General features: G+C 67.8%; 17 protein-coding genes, 1 pseudogene and 1 CRISPR repeat array. Of the genes and pseudogenes, 7 read left to right on the top strand and 11 right to left on the bottom strand.

Features of this window, described 5'->3' with window-relative positions; all coding sequences use genetic code 11:
* Window positions 1-2 precede the first annotated feature (2 nt).
* Both CG747_RS32795 and CG747_RS48310 read right to left on the bottom strand, forming a co-directional pair.
* Window positions 3-1,478: an MBL fold metallo-hydrolase gene (locus tag CG747_RS32795; RefSeq protein ID WP_100605494.1), complete on the bottom strand. Its 1,476-nt coding sequence runs from the start codon at window positions 1,476-1,478 to the stop codon at window positions 3-5.
* Between the two features lie 82 nt (window positions 1,479-1,560).
* Window positions 1,561-1,713 carry a hypothetical protein gene (locus CG747_RS48310; RefSeq protein ID WP_180985794.1) on the bottom strand — a complete coding sequence of 51 codons (153 nt, stop codon included), beginning with the start codon at window positions 1,711-1,713 and terminating at the stop codon, window positions 1,561-1,563.
* Between the two features lie 205 nt (window positions 1,714-1,918).
* Here CG747_RS48310 and CG747_RS32790 point away from each other — a divergent pair, with 205 nt between their 5' ends.
* Complete coding sequence (locus tag CG747_RS32790; RefSeq protein WP_257980905.1) at window positions 1,919-3,286, top strand: transcriptional regulator; 1,368 nt, start codon at window positions 1,919-1,921, stop codon at window positions 3,284-3,286.
* Window positions 3,287-4,090: 804 nt separating this feature from the next.
* On the opposite strand, the gene CG747_RS32780 is transcribed toward CG747_RS32790, so the two are convergent.
* Window positions 4,091-4,993 carry a sigma-70 family RNA polymerase sigma factor gene (locus tag CG747_RS32780; protein WP_100605492.1) on the bottom strand — a complete coding sequence of 301 codons (903 nt, stop codon included), beginning with the start codon at window positions 4,991-4,993 and terminating at the stop codon, window positions 4,091-4,093.
* A gap of 94 nt (window positions 4,994-5,087) precedes the next feature.
* Here CG747_RS32780 and CG747_RS32775 point away from each other — a divergent pair, with 94 nt between their 5' ends.
* Window positions 5,088-5,753 (top strand): nitroreductase, encoded by a 666-nt coding sequence (locus tag CG747_RS32775; RefSeq protein ID WP_219621552.1) that lies wholly within the window; start codon window positions 5,088-5,090, stop codon window positions 5,751-5,753.
* A 75-nt stretch (window positions 5,754-5,828) separates the two neighbouring features.
* On the opposite strand, the gene CG747_RS32770 is transcribed toward CG747_RS32775, so the two are convergent.
* From CG747_RS32770 to CG747_RS32760, 3 genes are all read right to left on the bottom strand, one after another.
* Complete coding sequence (locus CG747_RS32770; protein WP_257980904.1) at window positions 5,829-6,203, bottom strand: transcriptional regulator; 375 nt, start codon at window positions 6,201-6,203, stop codon at window positions 5,829-5,831.
* Complete coding sequence (locus tag CG747_RS32765; RefSeq protein WP_257980903.1) at window positions 6,200-6,514, bottom strand: hypothetical protein; 315 nt, start codon at window positions 6,512-6,514, stop codon at window positions 6,200-6,202. Before CG747_RS32765 ends, CG747_RS32770 begins: the two co-directional genes overlap by 4 nt.
* A 528-nt stretch (window positions 6,515-7,042) precedes the next feature.
* Window positions 7,043-7,372, bottom strand: coding sequence for a hypothetical protein (locus CG747_RS32760; RefSeq protein ID WP_100605491.1), 330 nt, complete (start codon window positions 7,370-7,372; stop codon window positions 7,043-7,045).
* Between the two features lie 218 nt (window positions 7,373-7,590).
* Between CG747_RS32760 and CG747_RS48305 the strand changes: the two genes are divergently transcribed.
* Both CG747_RS48305 and CG747_RS32755 read left to right on the top strand, forming a co-directional pair.
* Entirely contained in the window at window positions 7,591-7,755 is a 165-nt protein-coding gene (locus tag CG747_RS48305; protein WP_180985793.1) for a hypothetical protein, read from the top strand.
* Window positions 7,752-8,549 (top strand): RNA polymerase sigma factor, encoded by a 798-nt coding sequence (locus tag CG747_RS32755; RefSeq protein ID WP_257980902.1) that lies wholly within the window; start codon window positions 7,752-7,754, stop codon window positions 8,547-8,549. The genes CG747_RS48305 and CG747_RS32755 overlap by 4 nt, the downstream gene beginning before the upstream one ends.
* A 62-nt stretch (window positions 8,550-8,611) precedes the next feature.
* Here CG747_RS32755 and CG747_RS47515 read toward each other — a convergent pair whose 3' ends face one another.
* Genes CG747_RS47515 through CG747_RS46955 form a run of 3 tightly spaced genes read right to left on the bottom strand, consistent with a single transcriptional unit; the run spans window position 8,612 to window position 11,232 of the window.
* On the bottom strand, window positions 8,612-9,205 hold the full coding sequence (locus tag CG747_RS47515; RefSeq protein ID WP_146022183.1) for a hypothetical protein: 594 nt from the start codon (window positions 9,203-9,205) through the stop codon (window positions 8,612-8,614).
* Window positions 9,202-10,887, bottom strand: coding sequence for an alpha/beta hydrolase (locus CG747_RS32750; RefSeq protein ID WP_146022182.1), 1,686 nt, complete (start codon window positions 10,885-10,887; stop codon window positions 9,202-9,204). Before CG747_RS32750 ends, CG747_RS47515 begins: the two co-directional genes overlap by 4 nt.
* A gap of 6 nt (window positions 10,888-10,893) precedes the next feature.
* Window positions 10,894-11,232, bottom strand: a complete 339-nt coding sequence (locus tag CG747_RS46955; protein WP_180985792.1) for a type VII secretion target — start codon at window positions 11,230-11,232, stop codon at window positions 10,894-10,896.
* Window positions 11,233-11,610: 378 nt separating this feature from the next.
* Here CG747_RS46955 and CG747_RS47510 point away from each other — a divergent pair, with 378 nt between their 5' ends.
* Entirely contained in the window at window positions 11,611-11,805 is a 195-nt protein-coding gene (locus CG747_RS47510) for a hypothetical protein (RefSeq protein ID WP_146022181.1), read from the top strand.
* Between the two features lie 252 nt (window positions 11,806-12,057).
* On the opposite strand, the gene CG747_RS32745 is transcribed toward CG747_RS47510, so the two are convergent.
* The gene (locus CG747_RS32745) at window positions 12,058-12,294 is read right to left on the bottom strand and encodes a hypothetical protein (RefSeq protein WP_100605489.1); all 237 of its coding nucleotides are present in this window, start codon (window positions 12,292-12,294) and stop codon (window positions 12,058-12,060) included.
* Between the two features lie 496 nt (window positions 12,295-12,790).
* On the opposite strand from CG747_RS32745, the pseudogene CG747_RS32740 reads away from it, so the two are divergent.
* Both CG747_RS32740 and CG747_RS32735 read left to right on the top strand, forming a co-directional pair.
* A pseudogene (locus tag CG747_RS32740) lies at window positions 12,791-13,038 on the top strand (Tn3 family transposase); the annotation flags it as partial.
* 326 nt (window positions 13,039-13,364) lie between these two features.
* Window positions 13,365-14,153: an SDR family oxidoreductase gene (locus CG747_RS32735; RefSeq protein ID WP_100605488.1), complete on the top strand. Its 789-nt coding sequence runs from the start codon at window positions 13,365-13,367 to the stop codon at window positions 14,151-14,153.
* A 15-nt stretch (window positions 14,154-14,168) separates the two neighbouring features.
* Here CG747_RS32735 and CG747_RS32730 read toward each other — a convergent pair whose 3' ends face one another.
* On the bottom strand, window positions 14,169-15,416 hold the full coding sequence (locus CG747_RS32730) for an IS256 family transposase (RefSeq protein ID WP_100605487.1): 1,248 nt from the start codon (window positions 15,414-15,416) through the stop codon (window positions 14,169-14,171).
* A gap of 124 nt (window positions 15,417-15,540) precedes the next feature.
* Window positions 15,541-15,754: a CRISPR direct-repeat array (repeat unit 29 nt; unit sequence CGGTTCACCTCCGCTCGCACGGAGAGGAC).
* Window positions 15,755-15,848: the final 94 nt, after the last annotated feature.

Raw genomic sequence — 15,848 nt, 5'->3', positions numbered from 1 at the left:
GCTCAGCCCGCTCGCCGGCCGCCGGCGAGGTGGCCGAGGGCGTAGGCGTAGGAGCGGGCGGCCAGTTCGGGGCGCTGGTGCTCGCCGTAGATGGCGAACAGCGCATACACCAACGAGTCGAGGGGCCGGCCGATGTTCCAGCACTGCATGGAGGATCCGGCCACGTCCCAGATCTGGACCTGTCCGCGCAGGATGCCGATGAGGTCCTGGAAGAACAGCACCGCCCCGAACGGATAGCGGGCCAGCGCCTCGTCCAGGGGAACCGGGTCGACGAGGGCGAACGCCGCGGTGGTCAGGTCCCACGCGTAATGCCGCTCCCCGCCGGCCGGCATGTCGCGCAGCACCAGCAGGATGCGGTGCGGGCCCAGCGGCGTGTCGTCAAGGTACTCGGGGATGCTGGCGGCCAGTTGCCCGGCGCTGGTGGGCACCAGCTCCCGCCCGAGGCGCGGCAACTCCTCGTCCAGCTCGGCCAGGGCGCTGCCGCCGTCGGTGATCGGCGGGGCGATCGGCGCCAACGGCACGGGCTCCGGCTCGGCCAGGAACGCCGCGTGCACGGCGAGCTGCTCGGCCTCGAACCGTTCGTCGATGTGGACCCAGTCCACCCGTTCGCTGGTGACCGGGCCGTCGGCGGGGACGGTGAGCTGGTCGCCGGGGCGGGGGCCGTGGACGGTGAACAGGTGCTGCAGGGTATTGGCGGCCTGGGCCATCGCGGGATGGTCGGCGTACAGGTAGGGGCCGTGGGGGGAGCGGGCCGGCAGGAAGCCGTTGCCGCACAGCGCCACGTGTTCGACGCCGGGCAGGGGTTCTAGGTAGTCGAGCAGCAGCTCGCCCAGCACCCGCAGCCCGCTCTTACGCCCGCGGACGTCGCCGGAGCCGGGCAGCAGGTTGGTGTCGGAGCCGGGCGTCCCGGGCGGCGCGATCTGGGAGTTATTGGAGACGATCGCCATGCGCGGCATGGGCTCGCGCCCCTCGGCGACGGCGGTCCTGTAGGCGTCGGAGAGATCGGCGTCCACGCCGATGGCCACCGCTGGGCCGTCGCCGACCCGCGCGACGGGCTGGACGACGCGGTCCTCCCAGAACAGGGTCCGGGCGCCGGCCGGGTAGAGCCGCATGGTCAGCTCGCCGAGCTGGATGGCGCCGGTGTGGTCGATCCGGTGCACGGTGAAGCCGAGCGACTCGATCGCCTCGGCTACAGGCGCGGGTAGCAGCGGCCCGGTGTAGACGGGCAGCGACTTCGGCAGAGTCGCCAGGGTCGGCAGATGGAAGTGGTCCAGGTGCTCGTGGGTGAGCACGATGGCGTCCAGCTGCGGCATGCGGGCAGTCTCGATCGTGCGGGGCGGCCAGATGCGAAATTCCAGCGCGGGCGAGAGCCCGAAGCCGGGGCCGAGGACCGGGTCGACCAGAACCCGGTGCCCGTCCCCTTCCACCAGCCAGGTCTGATGCCCCAGGAACGTCAACGTGAGCGAGTGGTCGGTCATGTGCTCCTCCAGGTGATGCGGATACGGCGGAGGCGTGGCCGCCGTGGCATGCAGCGGCGGCCACGCCTCCCAGGAACCGGGATCAGTGGTGGTAGGTGAACGGCGCGCTGTCGAGCGTGCCGGAGCCGACCACCTTGGCCACCCGGCCCTGCAGGGTGGTGACCGCCTGAGCGGTCACCTTCGGCGCGGCCTTGGACTTCCGCGTGGACTTCGCCGGGATCTGGGACTGCTGCATCGCAGAACCTCCGTGACGTGCGCCTCCGGACTGGCGGCGCTGGCGGTCCTATGACAGCGGCCGCGCCCGCCGCCGGGAAGGTTCATCTGGTTGCCTGCCGTTGCCTCTGGTTGCGCTGGTTGCCTTCCGGCGGGAACAGGCTGTGGCCGAACCGCTCCCCCGCCACACTGAACACCCGTGTGCGGTTCCGGGAAGGGGGACAGGCGTGGTCGAGGGCGCGTTAGCGGACCGGCACCCGCTCAACCAGGTGCTGGCACTGAAGGGTTGGACCAGCGAGGACTACTTACGGCGCGTGTCCGCCAAGCACAGGTCCCTGGGCTACGGCGGCCTCGGCTGCCGCAAGGAGAAGGTGAGCCGCTGGACCCGGCTCGTACGTCCGCAGGTTCCCACCGAGCACACGCAGCTCGCCATGGCCGCCGTGCTGGAGATCCCGGCCTCCGAGGTACGAACACGGACGTGGCCGCACTGGTTGCTTCTCGGCATTCGGGATCACAGTGCCGTATGGGAGTTGCCGTGGACCCCGGAGGGAACGATTACCGCACTCGACGACGCCGGAGGGCCCACCGTGGACCGACGTGGCTTTCTCACTGCTGGAGGCGGCACCGTCGCTGCGGCTATCGCCCAATGGGCCATCGCCGCCCCCTCCAACGCCGTCACCGGCCGCAAGATCGGCAAGAACGTCGCCGACAGGTTCGACATCCGGCTGGACGAGCTTCGCCACCTGGACGACGACCTGGGCGCCGACTACGTCTACGACGCTGCCCGCGCCGAAGTGCGGCTCATCAACCGGTTCTTGCGCAACAACTCCTACGCCGAAGCCACCGGCCGACGCCTGTACGCCAGTGCTGCCGAAGCCTCCCGCCTGGCGGGCTGGTGCGCCTACGACACCGGCGACGTCGCCGCGGCCGAGAAGCACCTGTGTGCCGCGTTGCGGGCCGCCGCCAGCTCCGGAGACCACACCACCGGCGCGATCGTCGCCGCCTTCTGGGCGAACGTCCGCTACGGCAGCACCACCCCCGACCCCCGCAGCGCACTCGACCTACTCAACGGCGCGCTGGTGCACCGCGACCGCATCACCTCCCCGCGAGCCTTGACCATGCTCCACATCCGACGGGCCCGCGCGCACTCCCTCGCAGGCGAACCGGCCGCCGCATACCGGGCGATCGACGACGCCCTGGCCGTGTACGACAACGGCTTCCCCGCAACTGCCGACCTGCCGACGATGTACTGGGTCAACACCGGCGAGATCCACCAGGCCGCCGCGTCGGCCGCCCTGAGCCTGCACGATCCGGCCCGCGCCCTGGAGCACTTCACCGCCGCCGCCACGCACGCCGACCCGTACGACGCCGAGAAGGAGCCGCGCGGAGCCGCCATTTACCTGATCCGGAAGGCGTCCGCCTACCTCGCCTTGGACGACCTGGACGGCACAGTCGAGACCGCACGGCACGCCGTGGACTTGATGGGCGGCGTCAGCTCCGCGCGCGGCAACAGCGCTCTCACCGAACTGCGCAGCGCCCTGGTGCGCCGCCGCGGTGTCCCCGTGGTGAAGGACTTCCTTGAGCTGACCGGCTGAGCTGGTCAGAAGGAGTTGCCCGACACTTCCCGGGGACCTGACTTGCCTGAACAACCAGCCCTGTCGTGGAGTGTGCGCCGCAACAGAGCCGCCGTGATGCCGCGGCCGCGCACTGGGTACCCCACGAACTGGACTGCTGTCCCTCATAGGGGATTGCTGTCCCCTATGAGGGACAGCAATTCACCACCCGGAACACCACCCGGAACACCACCATCGCGAGACGAGCTCGGCCCGAGGGCGGACCGACGGGCAGCCTCGGCCGGCAGACCGGCCCGGGGCGGCGGGCGCGAGCTCCACCAGGCCGACGGCGGCCGGGCTGGGGCGACGAGCAAGGAGGCGACCGCCAGGATGCGGGCCGCCGGCGACCATGCCGTGTGCACCTGAAGCCGAACCTGGTCAACGGCCACCCCGGCATGCAGCTCCCCAACGAATACCCGGTCTGAGACCTCCTCCGGCCGGGCAACGCAGAAGGTCCCTTCCCGTATGGGGACCTGCCGGGCTCAGCTCGCGCCCGTCGCGGCGCGCGGCCGCGGTGCGGGTACGCCGCTTCGTCTTGCGGGTGCCGTCCTCGCCGCGGGCCTGGTTTAGCGCGACGCCGGCGAGGCCGACCCGATACCGGGAATCCTTCGACCTGGCAGCTGTGGACTGCCCTGCCACCAGTGCTGTTCCCCGGCGCCTGGTGGGAGCCGGGACCCGAGCCGGTGTTCGCCGAGTGGTGGAACTCTGTCGGGGTTCATTGGATGCGCGCTGCGCCTGTCGTCAATCGTTTGCCGACACCTGCTCGCTATGCCACTCGGCGGTTGGTTAGCCGCCGAGGGTGATGGCTTCGTCGAGGAGGGCCAGATCAAGTTGCTGAAGTCGGTTCGGGTCGGCGATGAGTTCGTACCCGGTGATCCTCTCGCAGGCGATCGTGACGGTAAGGGCGAGCTGCAGTCGTCCGTACGGCGCAACCGCGATCCCCACGGCGCCGCCGATGAGTACCGGCTCCGCGACGTGCGCGTTCCGTCCGAAGACGACGATCTCCTCCGCCACGGCCCGCGCACCGCGCACCTCGACCGGCCTGCCCTCTGGAAGGGCCGCGCGGTCCGCACGTCGTACGGCGTCGGGCGCCAGCACCGCGAGGACCGCTTCGATGTCGCCCGCTCGCGCCGCCGCCAGGAACGCCTCGATCACGAGCCGCTGCCGGGCGAGCTCCGCGCCGGGGACGGCGGGGGCGCCCCGGACCTTGCGCCGGGCCCGGCTCGCGAGCTGCTTCGCAGCGGCGAGGGAACGGTCCACGATGGGGGCGATCTCGTCGAACGGCACGGCGAAGATGTCGTGCAGCACGAACGCGACACGCTCGGCGGGGCCCAGCCGGTCCAGCACGACCAGAAGGGCGCGGCCCACCGAGTCGGCCAGCACTGCCTCCTGTTCCGGGTGACCACCCGCAGCGGGATCTGGGACCTCATCGGGCACCGGATGGCCAGCTGGGTCCTCCCGCCGTGATACGCGGGCCCGCAGCATGTCGAGGCAGATGCGGGAGACCGTGGTCGTGAGCCATCCGCCCAGGTTGTGCACGGCGTCGGCTTCCGTCCGAGCCAGCCGCAGCCAGGCTTCCTGGACGGCGTCCTCCGCCTCGCTGTGCGAGCCGAGCATGCGCTGGGCGACCGCGCGCAGTCGGCTGCGGTGCGTCTCGAAGCCCTCTGCGAGGCCGTCGTGCGCGCTCACCTGTCACCTCTCCCCGTCGCCGACCGTCACCACCGTAGAGGGTCCCGACACCAGGTGGCTGGCGGGGCCGGAGTCGATATGCAGGGAGCTTGTCTTGGACGTCTACGAAGCGGTTGCGAGCCGGCGGGCGGTGCGCCGGTTCAGCGGGGAGCCGATCTCCCGGGCAACGCTGGAACGTGTCTTGTCCGCCGCAGCCCGATCACCGTCCGGGGCGAACCTCCAACCCTGGCACGTCTACGTGCTCACTGGCGCGCCGCTGGCGGAGCTGAAGAAACGCACCGCCGAGCGGGTGGCCGCAGGCGACCCCGGGGACGAGCGGGAGTACCAGATGTACCCGCCCGAGCTGAAGTCTCCGTACCGCGAGCGCCGATCCGCCGCCGCAGAGCAGCGCTATGCCGCGCTCGGAATCTCACGTGAGGACCGGCGGTCGCGTGAGGCGGCCGTTGCCGCGAACTGGGACTGCTTCGGTGCGCCCGCGGCCTTGTTCTGCTACATCGACCGCGACATGGGACCGGCCCAATGGGCCGACCTCGGCATGTACCTTCAGACCGTCATGCTGCTGCTGCGTGCCGAGGGGCTGCACAGCTGCCCTCAGATGGCGTGGTCGGTGTACTGCCGGACCGTCGCCCAGGCCGTGTTGCCCCCGCCGAGACTGATCCTGTTCTGCGGCGTGTCCATCGGGTTCGAGGCCCCGGCCGTGTGTCACGACCGCATCGACCGGGCCCCGCTCGCAGAGACGGTCACTTTGATCGATGGCTAGTGCCGTGACCGAATAGGTCCACCGGGTTGGGGGCGTAGGAAACGGTCGCCACGATGGCGAGGCTCCCAACCGGCGTCAGCCGTCGGCACCGCCCGCTATGGCGCGCAGGGCGCGGCAGTGGTCGGCGAACACGGCCCGGCCATCTGCCGTGAGGGCGAGCCAGGTGCGCGGACGCTTGCCGACGTACCCCTTGGTGACCGCGACATAGCCGGCCTTCTCCAGGGTGGCGACCTGCCGCGACAGGACCGAGTCGCTCACCTCGACCGTATCGCGTACGAACGCGAACTCGGCTTTCTCGGCGGCTGCCAGGGTCGCCACGATGGAGAAGCGCACCGGGGCGTGGATGACCTCGTCCAGCCCGTGGCGCGGGTGGCTTCCGGTGCGTGCGGCGGCTCCGGTCGCCGCGTCGGCGTCCGGCGGTGCCGTGATCGCGTCGTGCGGGTCCGTCATCGTCGGGCCTCCAGGTATCCGCCGATCAGGCCGGGCAGAGCGACCGCCACTGCACCTGGCATCCACCAGGCAGCGGCACCCTGGAAACAGATGAAGCCGGGCACCAGCACCGCCGCATAGAGCAGCGCCCAGGCGCCGACTGTGATGGCGATCCGCTTTCCGAACCCCCGTCGGACGACGGGCTGTCGGCCCGCGTACACCCCCAATCCCGCCATGACGGCACCGAAGACCACACCACTGAACGACGCCGCGTACGGCGGTTTCAGCAGACCGACGATGAGCAACTGCAGTCCGGCACCACAGCCGAACACGACCTGATACCAGGCAAACTACCGTGTGCCTCTGCGGACCACGGAACCCAGCTCCTCTGCGCGAGCCAGCGTGGCAGCCGCATCGCTTGAGGCGTACTCCCCCATGTCGATTCCCCCTCGTCGTTCATGTTTCCGACGCCCGTCATACTGACAAGAACTTTCCAACCCGACAAGTATTTTCCAGCAAGTGGTCGCCAGCCGTTGGGCTTTCGTCGCGAACACGGCCGTAGCAAGGAGGTCCGGAGCTGCCCCGCCCCCATGCCCCCAGGAAGGTCAGGTACTGGCACCCCGGCTGGAGGGTCATCGAAGAGCCGCGGATCACACTCCGCATGGATTCAGTCACACATGGAAACGGCTGAGTTCACGCTGGTCACCCTGGTCCCGCTACCGGGATCGAGACCTTCTGGCAGACCGCCAACTGTGCACGACCAGAAACTGTCCGGCTTGCGAGGGGGTGCCGGTCGGTCACAGGCTGTCGGAGCGTGCCGCAAGGTAGCCCAAGGTGTCCTTGTGCAGGCCGGCCCGCTTCTACACGGAGCGGGCGGCGAGGTAGTCGGCCCACGAGGTCTTTGCATAATTCGCCCAGCGAACGGCGGTGTTGGTGTGCAGGCCCAAGAGGTCGGCGAGGACCTGGGCTGGCAGGTCCTGGGCTTGCGCGGCCAGGGCCGCGTTGCGGGCAGAACGGGGGGTGATACCGAAGGCCCGGAGCTCTGAGGTGATGGCCTCGGCGTCGATCGGCTGGCCGGGGGCCAGACCTGGGAAGAGCCAGCCTGTGCCGCGGTGGGCATGGACGAGTTGAGCACGGGTGTGCGGGGTGTCAGCCAGCTGCTGCAGAAGGGCGGCGATCGCCGGTGGCAACAGGGCGTGGTGCCTGCCGGTGAGCAGGTAGGCGTTCTTTCCGCGCTGGGTGAGATGTTCGGCGGTCAGACGGCAGATCCGGGTGAGGGGGAGGCCGCCGCAAAAGATCTTGGATTGGGCAGTAAACGCACCGGGCTCCGCGCGCCACCAACTGGTAGCCGCCGAAGTGCCCCGCTCGGGATCCGCTGATGGCGGGACGCGCTGGAAGGTACGCCGCCATGATGGACCCCATGACCCTGATGCTGCTCAGCACCGCGCCCGCGGTGCTGAAGGTCGCCGACGCCCTCGCCCAAAGCCTGCTGCTGCGTGCCCGCGCCCAACTGGCCAGGGCAGAGGCCGCCGCGCGGGTTCAGGGCAACAAGCCCGCCGGCGGCGCGCAGTGAACGAGGGGGACTGCTGTGTCGAGTGCGGCGCCACGGCGACGATGCCGTTCGAGGCGGCCTACGAGCTGTACTACCGTCCTTTGGTTCTGTCGGTTCGCCAGCGGGCAACCGCTTGGCGGCTGTCCGAGCAGGACGTCGATGTCGAGGCGCTCGTCCAGGACACCTTCGAGCAGGCCCTCCGCGTCTGGGACAGCATCAGGGTCCCTCGCGCCTGGCTCTACACCGTGGCCCGGCGCCGGCTCGCCCGGTGCGTCTCTGCGGCCGTGCTTCGGGCCGACGGGGATCCGGCGGACCATGCCGAGCAGGGGATCGTCAACTGGAGCACCATCGCTCCGTCGGCCAGTACCGAGGATCTTGTTGCAGCACGGGTAGTCACGGAACTCATCCAGCTGATGCCGCAGCAGCGCCGGCAGGAAGTCGCCTACTTGCGCTACATCGAGGAGTGGAGCTTCAACGAGATCGCCGAGCAGCTCGGCTGCTGTCCTGCAACCGCTCGCGTTCACGCCCTCAACGCACGCTTCCACATTGTCGGCAACGCCAACGTCGTCGTCGCCGGGGGCGATCACGCCATCAGCGCGGGCGGCGTCCAGACGAGGTCGATGCCGGTCCCCATTGGGCTGGTGGTCCTGTTCGTGCTCGGCTGCGTACTCGCAACAGGCTTCCTCGCCGGCTGGCCCTGGGCTCTGGCTGTGGTTGGGGGCACACTGGCTATTACCCTGCTGGTCCAGGCGGCAGGCAACTGGCACGCGCGAAGGCGTCGTGCTCGGCGACGCACTCGCCGCCGGTTGCACTGAGCATCGGCCAGGGCGCTACGGCTTTGGGGCGTCATCACGCTCGCGGTGTCTCAGTGCGGGCGTTACGTGGACCAGTAGGGATCACGCAGGTCCGGGGTGTAGTCCGGGCCACCGTTGGGAGCCTTGGGGAATTTGTCGCCTTCCTCTCCATCGATGTCACTGCTGGACCCGTCAGATAGGGCGCCAATGTAGGCAGAAATTTCGACATCGCCGAAGCCGCCCACAGAGACACCGACAGCGTGGCCGTCTGATGACTTACCGGAAATTGAAGGTTCTCGGGAATTAGCAGAGCTAATATTGAACCCCTCCTTCTTCCAGTGCTCGATGATGACCGTGAGCAGCTTAGTTAGCCTGGCCTTGGAGAGCTCTGTGCGTACATAGCGGTGTCGATAAACGCGCACTTCGCCAGTCGCCGTATTCGTGAACGAATTCTTGATTTCCGACATGTGGGCTGGCCCATCCCGCCATTTGAGCGGGGGATTTATCGCCTTGAAGGTGCCGTCCAGAAGGGAGTCGACCTGCTTGACGGCCTGCTTCACGTTGATGCTTGGCTCGGGAGTGTCCCCTCTCAAGCCTGAACAGCCACTAAGGCAGCCTGATGCAAGCACCATAGCGCCGCATGCGAGGGAGAATGTTTGCCGGCGCATCATGTTCATCGTTGCTCCTGGAAGGAGACGTTCCCTGGATGCCCAGTCACAATCCGCCCCATGTTTTTCAGTGATTCACCCTCAGGTCCATCGCCGTCATCGAAGTAACTGGAATGCGAGTTCCAGGGAACCCCCGGATCCACGGAGAACCGATTTCCACCGAACTCTGTGCTGGCTGGGTCCTGTCCGAAGTGCAGTTCATGGGGATCCCTGAGATGTGCAATGGCGCCACCAGGGATGAGTTCCAGGTCGGAAGGTGCATGGGTGACTGGATCGCTTTCTGCTGCACCCACCCACACGTGGTCTGCACCCACACCAAGCTGGTCGGCCTTTTGGGCTCCGGTTCCAGGGCTGCCGACCAAGATGATGTCGTCCGCGGGAATTCCCCCCTCGCGTTGGGCGGCCTGCCCCACTGTGAACGACCCGTAACTGTGTCCGATGGCTGTCACGTGTGGCCGTTCACCTTGATGCGTGGTCTGGATGCCATCCAGGAACTTTCCGAACGCCGCGCCGCCCTGCTGGCCACGCTCCCTGCCGGCGATCGAAAGGTCAGTCTCCGAAAGTCGATCCGTGTTCATCTGCGGAGCGTCGTAGCCAAGCCACACGATAGACGCTGTTTTATGGTGCGCACCGTCAGCTGTCTGGGCCGAATCCCAGACATTCAATGCCCGGTCACCATCGTCGCCTCCAACATCCCTGAGTTGCGTATTGAGTCCGGGCACGTAGGCGGCGACATTGTCTGCCGTGTCAGGGTCGCCATATGAGAGGATTGCGCGCCCCTGCCCTTCCGGGCTGATTCCGAGCAACAGAGGTTCCGGCACCTTCCCGGTATCCCTCTCCAAACGCATCTTGATCGCTACGAAACCTTCCAGCTGCCGCTGCGCTGTTGGTGACATGGTGGCGCCTGGTGGGTACATGGAGATCAACCGGTCGAGGTTGACCTGGTTCGCCCTGTCGCGAGTCTTGGCCAGGATTCCATCGAGATTTCCAATGAGGCTCGGATTTAGTGCCAGCTGTTCTTCCTTTTCCTCCTCGCTCAGACCGCTCCACCAGTCCCGAACTTTCTTCGGATCCGTGCCCTTTGTGGGAGCTGATTCGAGGCCGACGGCGGTTCCCGCAATTTTTGAAACATCCCCGGCATCCCTTTGCGACTCCAGGGGGTCCACGGTAAGTCCGCGACCGACACGGAGCCGTGCCAGAGCGATGCAGTAGCGGGCGTCTACCTCTGTCGCGTTGCGCAGGACCGAAAATATGCTCCCCTCAAGGGCACGCCGCTCCTGCTCTTTGGCTGGTGTCCCGGCGTCAGGGTCTCCAGTGGGTATGTCGCCCTCGTTGGCGTATATGACCTCACCAGTCGGGGCGACCTTGTATCCCTTCTGAGTGGCTTCGTCCAACGCCTGATGAAGAGCCTGCTGCTGCGCCCGAAGTTCGGTGATGGCCCCGTCCAGGGTGGTCTCGATCAGCGCGCATTCCTGGCTACTGAACTGGAAATTGTCGCCGAGCCTGCTTATACGCTTCTGTGCCGCATCGGCTGCTTCCCCGGACCAGCCGCGCTTCAGCGGAAGGCGCATATGGGCGTCCACTCGATCTTTGTAGCCTCCGAGGCGATGGGTCAGCTGTCCCCATTCTTGCTTGGCGCTTTCGAGTGCGGAGAAGCGAAGGTTTTCGAGGTCACGGACAGTCAGAGTCACCGGGCATCATCCAAAAGGGGTGGCATGGCGGGCAGTACTCTGCGTCGCCGGGAGGGCAAACGACTTAGCGGTCTGCTCGTCGTTGTGCTCGTAGTTGCCCGCAGAGGCCCTTAGTGATCGTGCGACCTCACCGCATTCTTTTTTGACATCCTCAAGTCGGTCATGCCAGGACTGATGGGTTTTCAGCAGCTCCCCAACCATGTCAAGGCCCTCCGTCTGTCCCGGCACGGCCTGGTGGTGCGCGCTCAAACCGCCCAGGGCAGTTCCGACGCCGGCTTGCATCTCTTCGCTTTGTCCAGCGGCCGCACGCAGCGCGGCTGGGTCGACGTTCGTGGTCGACATCATTCCCCCGATTCCCCGTTGTTCTCGTCCTTCTGGTACGTGAGGGCACGCCATGGAGCCCTCGCCGTTGCCAGTTCGTCACCCTATGCGATGGCACCTCAGGTGATCTGGACGTCATGCCGCGCGATCTGGCCAATGAGCGAGGTCCGCTGTCTGAGATCAGCCTGTTCCGGCTCTGCCTGCAGTTCAGGCTGGCTCGTGTTCCTGCAGGAGGTCAGGACGGGCTGCGGCACGGGCAAGCCACCGACCACCGCTCAGAACCATCGAAGGCTGGCCAAGAGGCGTTAGGCCCATCGCACGGCACAGGCGTTCCAGCTCCGCAGCAGCCGCGGACTCCGAGTCTGGCCCCTTCTCTTCTGCCCCGACCGTACGATGACCACCGTGAAGACCGCCCGCCGCGCCCTCGGCGCCGGCCCCCAGGCGGCGGCGCGGATCCGCGCCGCCGAGGCTGACCTACTCAACTCCCTGCCCGGAATCAACCTCCCGGATCTCGACGAACTACGGGTCCAGGACGTGCTGGGAGCGCAACCACCGACACCAAAACCTCGGCGAGTCCTCGGAGCTGGCGGACGCTGAAGAATCACACCCTTTCCCTGCCTGACAGTGGGGGCAGTTCAGCAGCAAGCCCGCGGTCGAGGAGAGGTGCCGGCCGTCCGCTGGCGAGGGGCAGGACCAGAGGCTACAGGTCATCGTCCAGCCGCCGGCGCCGTCCAGTGGTCGATGGGCCCGAGGCGACGGTGAAACCCTCGGCGTGGCTCACCGGTGCGGGCAGGCCCGACGTATTGGGCGCCCCGCCCGGCTGGTGCCCGGGCGAGGCGGTGGCACGCCTTAGCGGCGCTTGTACGACCTCCAGGTGGCCAGACTGGCGCTGGCCGGCGCGGCCGCAATCACGGCAACGCCCAGGGCCTCGTGGCCGGTCAGGCCGATGGCCACGCCGCCGGTGATGCAGACCGGCCACAGGAGTCGTCGGGCCCAGATCCATGCTCGGTGGCCGCGGGCCGACGACGCCGCCGGAGTCCGGGAGGGCCGGTGAGCACCCAGGTGGTCATGAGTGTTGACGGTCACGGTGTTCTCGTTTCGTCTGATCGGATGGACAGTTGCGCAGACCTTGGACCGGCGTGGGATTAGCCCCGCAAGTCCGCTGGTCGTGTCCGGTGGCGCCCCCGGACACGGGAGGAGATTGCACTGTGCGGGGTGCCGACTCGAGTTCTCGCGAATTTCGGCAGCACCCTCGATGCACCTCCATACTCGCCTCGCTGCCCTGCTCGTGGCTGGCCTCTGACCTGCGTATTTATGGAACGCTGCCCGTGAAGCAGCGTCAGGGTGCTGTCTCGGGACGTTTTTTCGCGACCGCTTGAATCAGCTCCGGGGCACTGCTATGGCTAACCGGCCGCCGGGCCGTAAACCATGGCTGCCTTAGCCGCGCAAGGCTCCTTCCGCTGGGCTGCATAGCACGGACCGTTAGCCGCACACCCCTCGCTGACCAGCGAATTTCCGCAGGCTTGTGGGGCGCTGGCGTTCTGCGCCGCGCGGCGCCTGTCCGCGCACGACGAGGGGCCCGATGGAAGACCTGGTCGGCGCCCTCGGCCTCGTCCTCACCGCCTTGGTCCTGTTCAACACGCGGTACATGAACGCCGCCCTCACCCAGCTGCGCGCCGACGGCTTCGACGTCCGAGACGAGGGCATCGCCCGCCTCTCCCCGTTCGTCCGCCACCACGTCAACATGCTCGGCCGGTACTCCTCCAGCTCCCCGACCTGCCCGGCGGCCTGCGGCCCCTGCGCGACAAGAATGCGGCCAACGACGAGTAAGAGCCGACGCGCGGCGATCGGCAGAAAGTCGGACCGGGCCGTCTTGAGTCCGGACGCTGATAGCGATCGTCCCCGGCATCAGCTGGTAGGGAACAGGGACGTTCAACAGCGGGCGTTGTCCTCTCCCCTGCGAGCGCAGTGGGATCGGCTCGTCGAGGTTCTGGAGACGTTGGGGCCGCCGTTGCAGGTCGTTCCGTCAACCACCGATCGGGAGACCGCGCTGGAGTGGATGGGGGGGAGGGAAGGAGCAATCGTCAAGACTTGTGGATGAGCTGAAGGAGAATCGGGTTGCCGTTCCCCTGTAGGAGGCCGAACGATTGCGTTTCGTGACGACTGCTGATGAGAAGCCGCTGTTCGACGCCGCCAGGCCGGTCGCGTTGGTGACCGGCGTCAGCCGGTCCATCGGGATCGGTGCGGGGATCGCCCGCCGACTGGCCGAAGCGGGCTGGAATGTCGCCTTCACGTACTGGACGCCGTACGACGCGCGCATGGCCTGGGGCGTCGAGACTGACGCCGCGGACACCATCGCCAAGGCCCTGGAAGAGCGGGGCGCCGACACGGTGGCGATCGAGGCGGACCTCGACGATCCTGATGCCCCAGGGCGAGTCTTTGACCAAGCTCAGGGCCGCCTCGGCAACGTCTCCGCGTTGGTGATGTGTCACTGCGAGTCGGTGGACTCCGGCCTGCTCGACACCACCCTGGAGAGCTTCGACCGCCACTTCGCGGTCAATGCGCGTGCCTCCTGGCTGCTGATTCGTGAGTTCGGCCGACGCTTCCAAGGAACCCAGGGAACCGGACGCGTGATCGCCCTCACGAGCGACCACACCGTCGACAACCTGCCCTACGGGGCGAGCAAGGGCGCACTCGACCGCATCACCCTGGCCGCTGCCCACGAACTCGCTCACCTCGGGATCACTGCCAACGTGATCAACCCCGGCCCGATCGACACCGGCTGGATGTCCGACGACATCCGCGACCACGTACTGCGCCAGACACCGCTGGGACGTCTGGGCAGCCCGCAGGACACCGCTGACCTGGTGGACTTCCTGTGCTCACCGCAAGGGCAGTGGATCAACGGGCAACTGCTGAAGAGCAACGGTGGTTTCGCCAGCTGACCGGCCGACCGCTGACTACGCGGCCTCCTCGCGCTCGACCAGGACGCCGTTCTTGAACCTGGCGCCGGACCGGACCAGGGCGACGAGGGAGGCTCCGGTGATCGCCCGCCAGCGGTCCTGAGCGGACTCGACGAGCTTGAATACCATCGCCAGGGCGGCGGCCGGGCCGCCGGCCCCGCGGGTGACCTTTGTGCGGAGCTTGACCGTGGAGAACGTCGAATCGATGGGGTTGGTGGTCCGCAGGTGGACCCAGTGCCCGGCCGGAAAGTCGTAGAACGCCAGCAGTTCCTCCGCATCGTCGGTGATCTTCGCGACGGCCTTGGGCCACTTGGTGCCGTAGGTGCGGGAGAACTCCTCGATCGCCTTCTCCGCGTGGGCGCGGTCCTCGGCGTTGTAGATCTCCTGCATCGCCTTCGTCGCGCCCGACTGTGCGGACTTCGGCAGGCAGTTCGTGACATTCCGGGCTTTATGAACCCAGCAGCGCTGGTGGCGGGAGGCCGGGAACACCTCGACCAGGGCCTTCCACAGGCCCATCGCGCCGTCGCCGATGACCAGCTCGGGATCGCGCATGCCGCGGCGGCGGCAGTCCCGGAGCAGGTCGGCCCAGGACTCGGTGGACTCCCGCAGCCCCTCCGCGAGGGCGATCAGTTCCTTGGTGCCGTCCAGGCGGACGCCGAGCAGGACCAGGACACACGAGTGGGCCTGGCCGAGCCGAACCTTCGGGTGCACGCCGTCGGCCCACACGTAGACGAAGTCGGTCTGCGACAGGTCCCGCTGCTGGAAGGCCGCGTGGTCGTCCTGCCACTGCTTTGCCAACCGGGTCACCGTCGCGGGCGACAGGCCGGCCGTGCCGCCGAGGAACTGCTCCAGCGCGGGCACGAAGTCTCCGGACGACAGGCCGTGCAGGTAGAGCAGCGGCAGCACCTCGGAGATCTTCGGCGACTTGCGGCACCAGGGCGCCATGATCTTCGAGGAGAACCGCTTGCGCTCGCCGGTCGCGTCGTCGATGCGACGGTCGTTCACCCGCGGAGCCCGCACCTCGACCGGGCCGGCCGCGGTAGCCACGGTCCGGGGCCGGTGGTGGCCGTTGCGGACAACCAGGCGATGGCCGACCTGATCTGTCTCGGCGGCCAACTCGGCTATGTACTGGTTGACTTCCGCCTCCAGTGCGGCGGCAAGCATCCGGCGGGCACCCTCGCGCACGATCTCGTCGATCAGGGAGCCGGACTGGGTGGAGCCGTCGTCGGTCACTACGCTGAGCACGGGCGTGCCTTCCCGACCCGCGCTGCGAACGCGGGCCTACTCGGACATCACGGGATCATCGGGAAGGTACGCCTTCTGCGTCCCGCCCCGGGACTGATCCACAAGTCCTAAGCATTGCTCTGCACGCGGTTCACCTCCGCTCGCACGGAGAGGACGCGGCGTTCACCACGGGCCCGGCCGGAGCGCTCGGTTCACCTCCGCTCGCACGGAGAGGACATCGAGATCGGCAACGACGCCATCTCCTTCACCGGTTCACCTCCGCTCGCACGGAGAGGACATTGGCAGCGGTCGCGATCCACCACCAGCCGCCGGTTCACCTCCGCTCGAGCGGAGGTGAACCGGAGCCCCCCACTCCCCACCCCACACCGCCCCCGTCCACTCCGCGCCGAGGAGGAGGGACTGACCCTCGTCCTGGACAGGCAGGACGCCGAC

This window comes from Streptomyces sp. CB02959 (assembly GCF_002803155.1).
Classification (GTDB): domain Bacteria; phylum Actinomycetota; class Actinomycetes; order Streptomycetales; family Streptomycetaceae; genus Streptomyces.
This window is presented reverse-complemented; position numbering and strand designations above follow the sequence as displayed.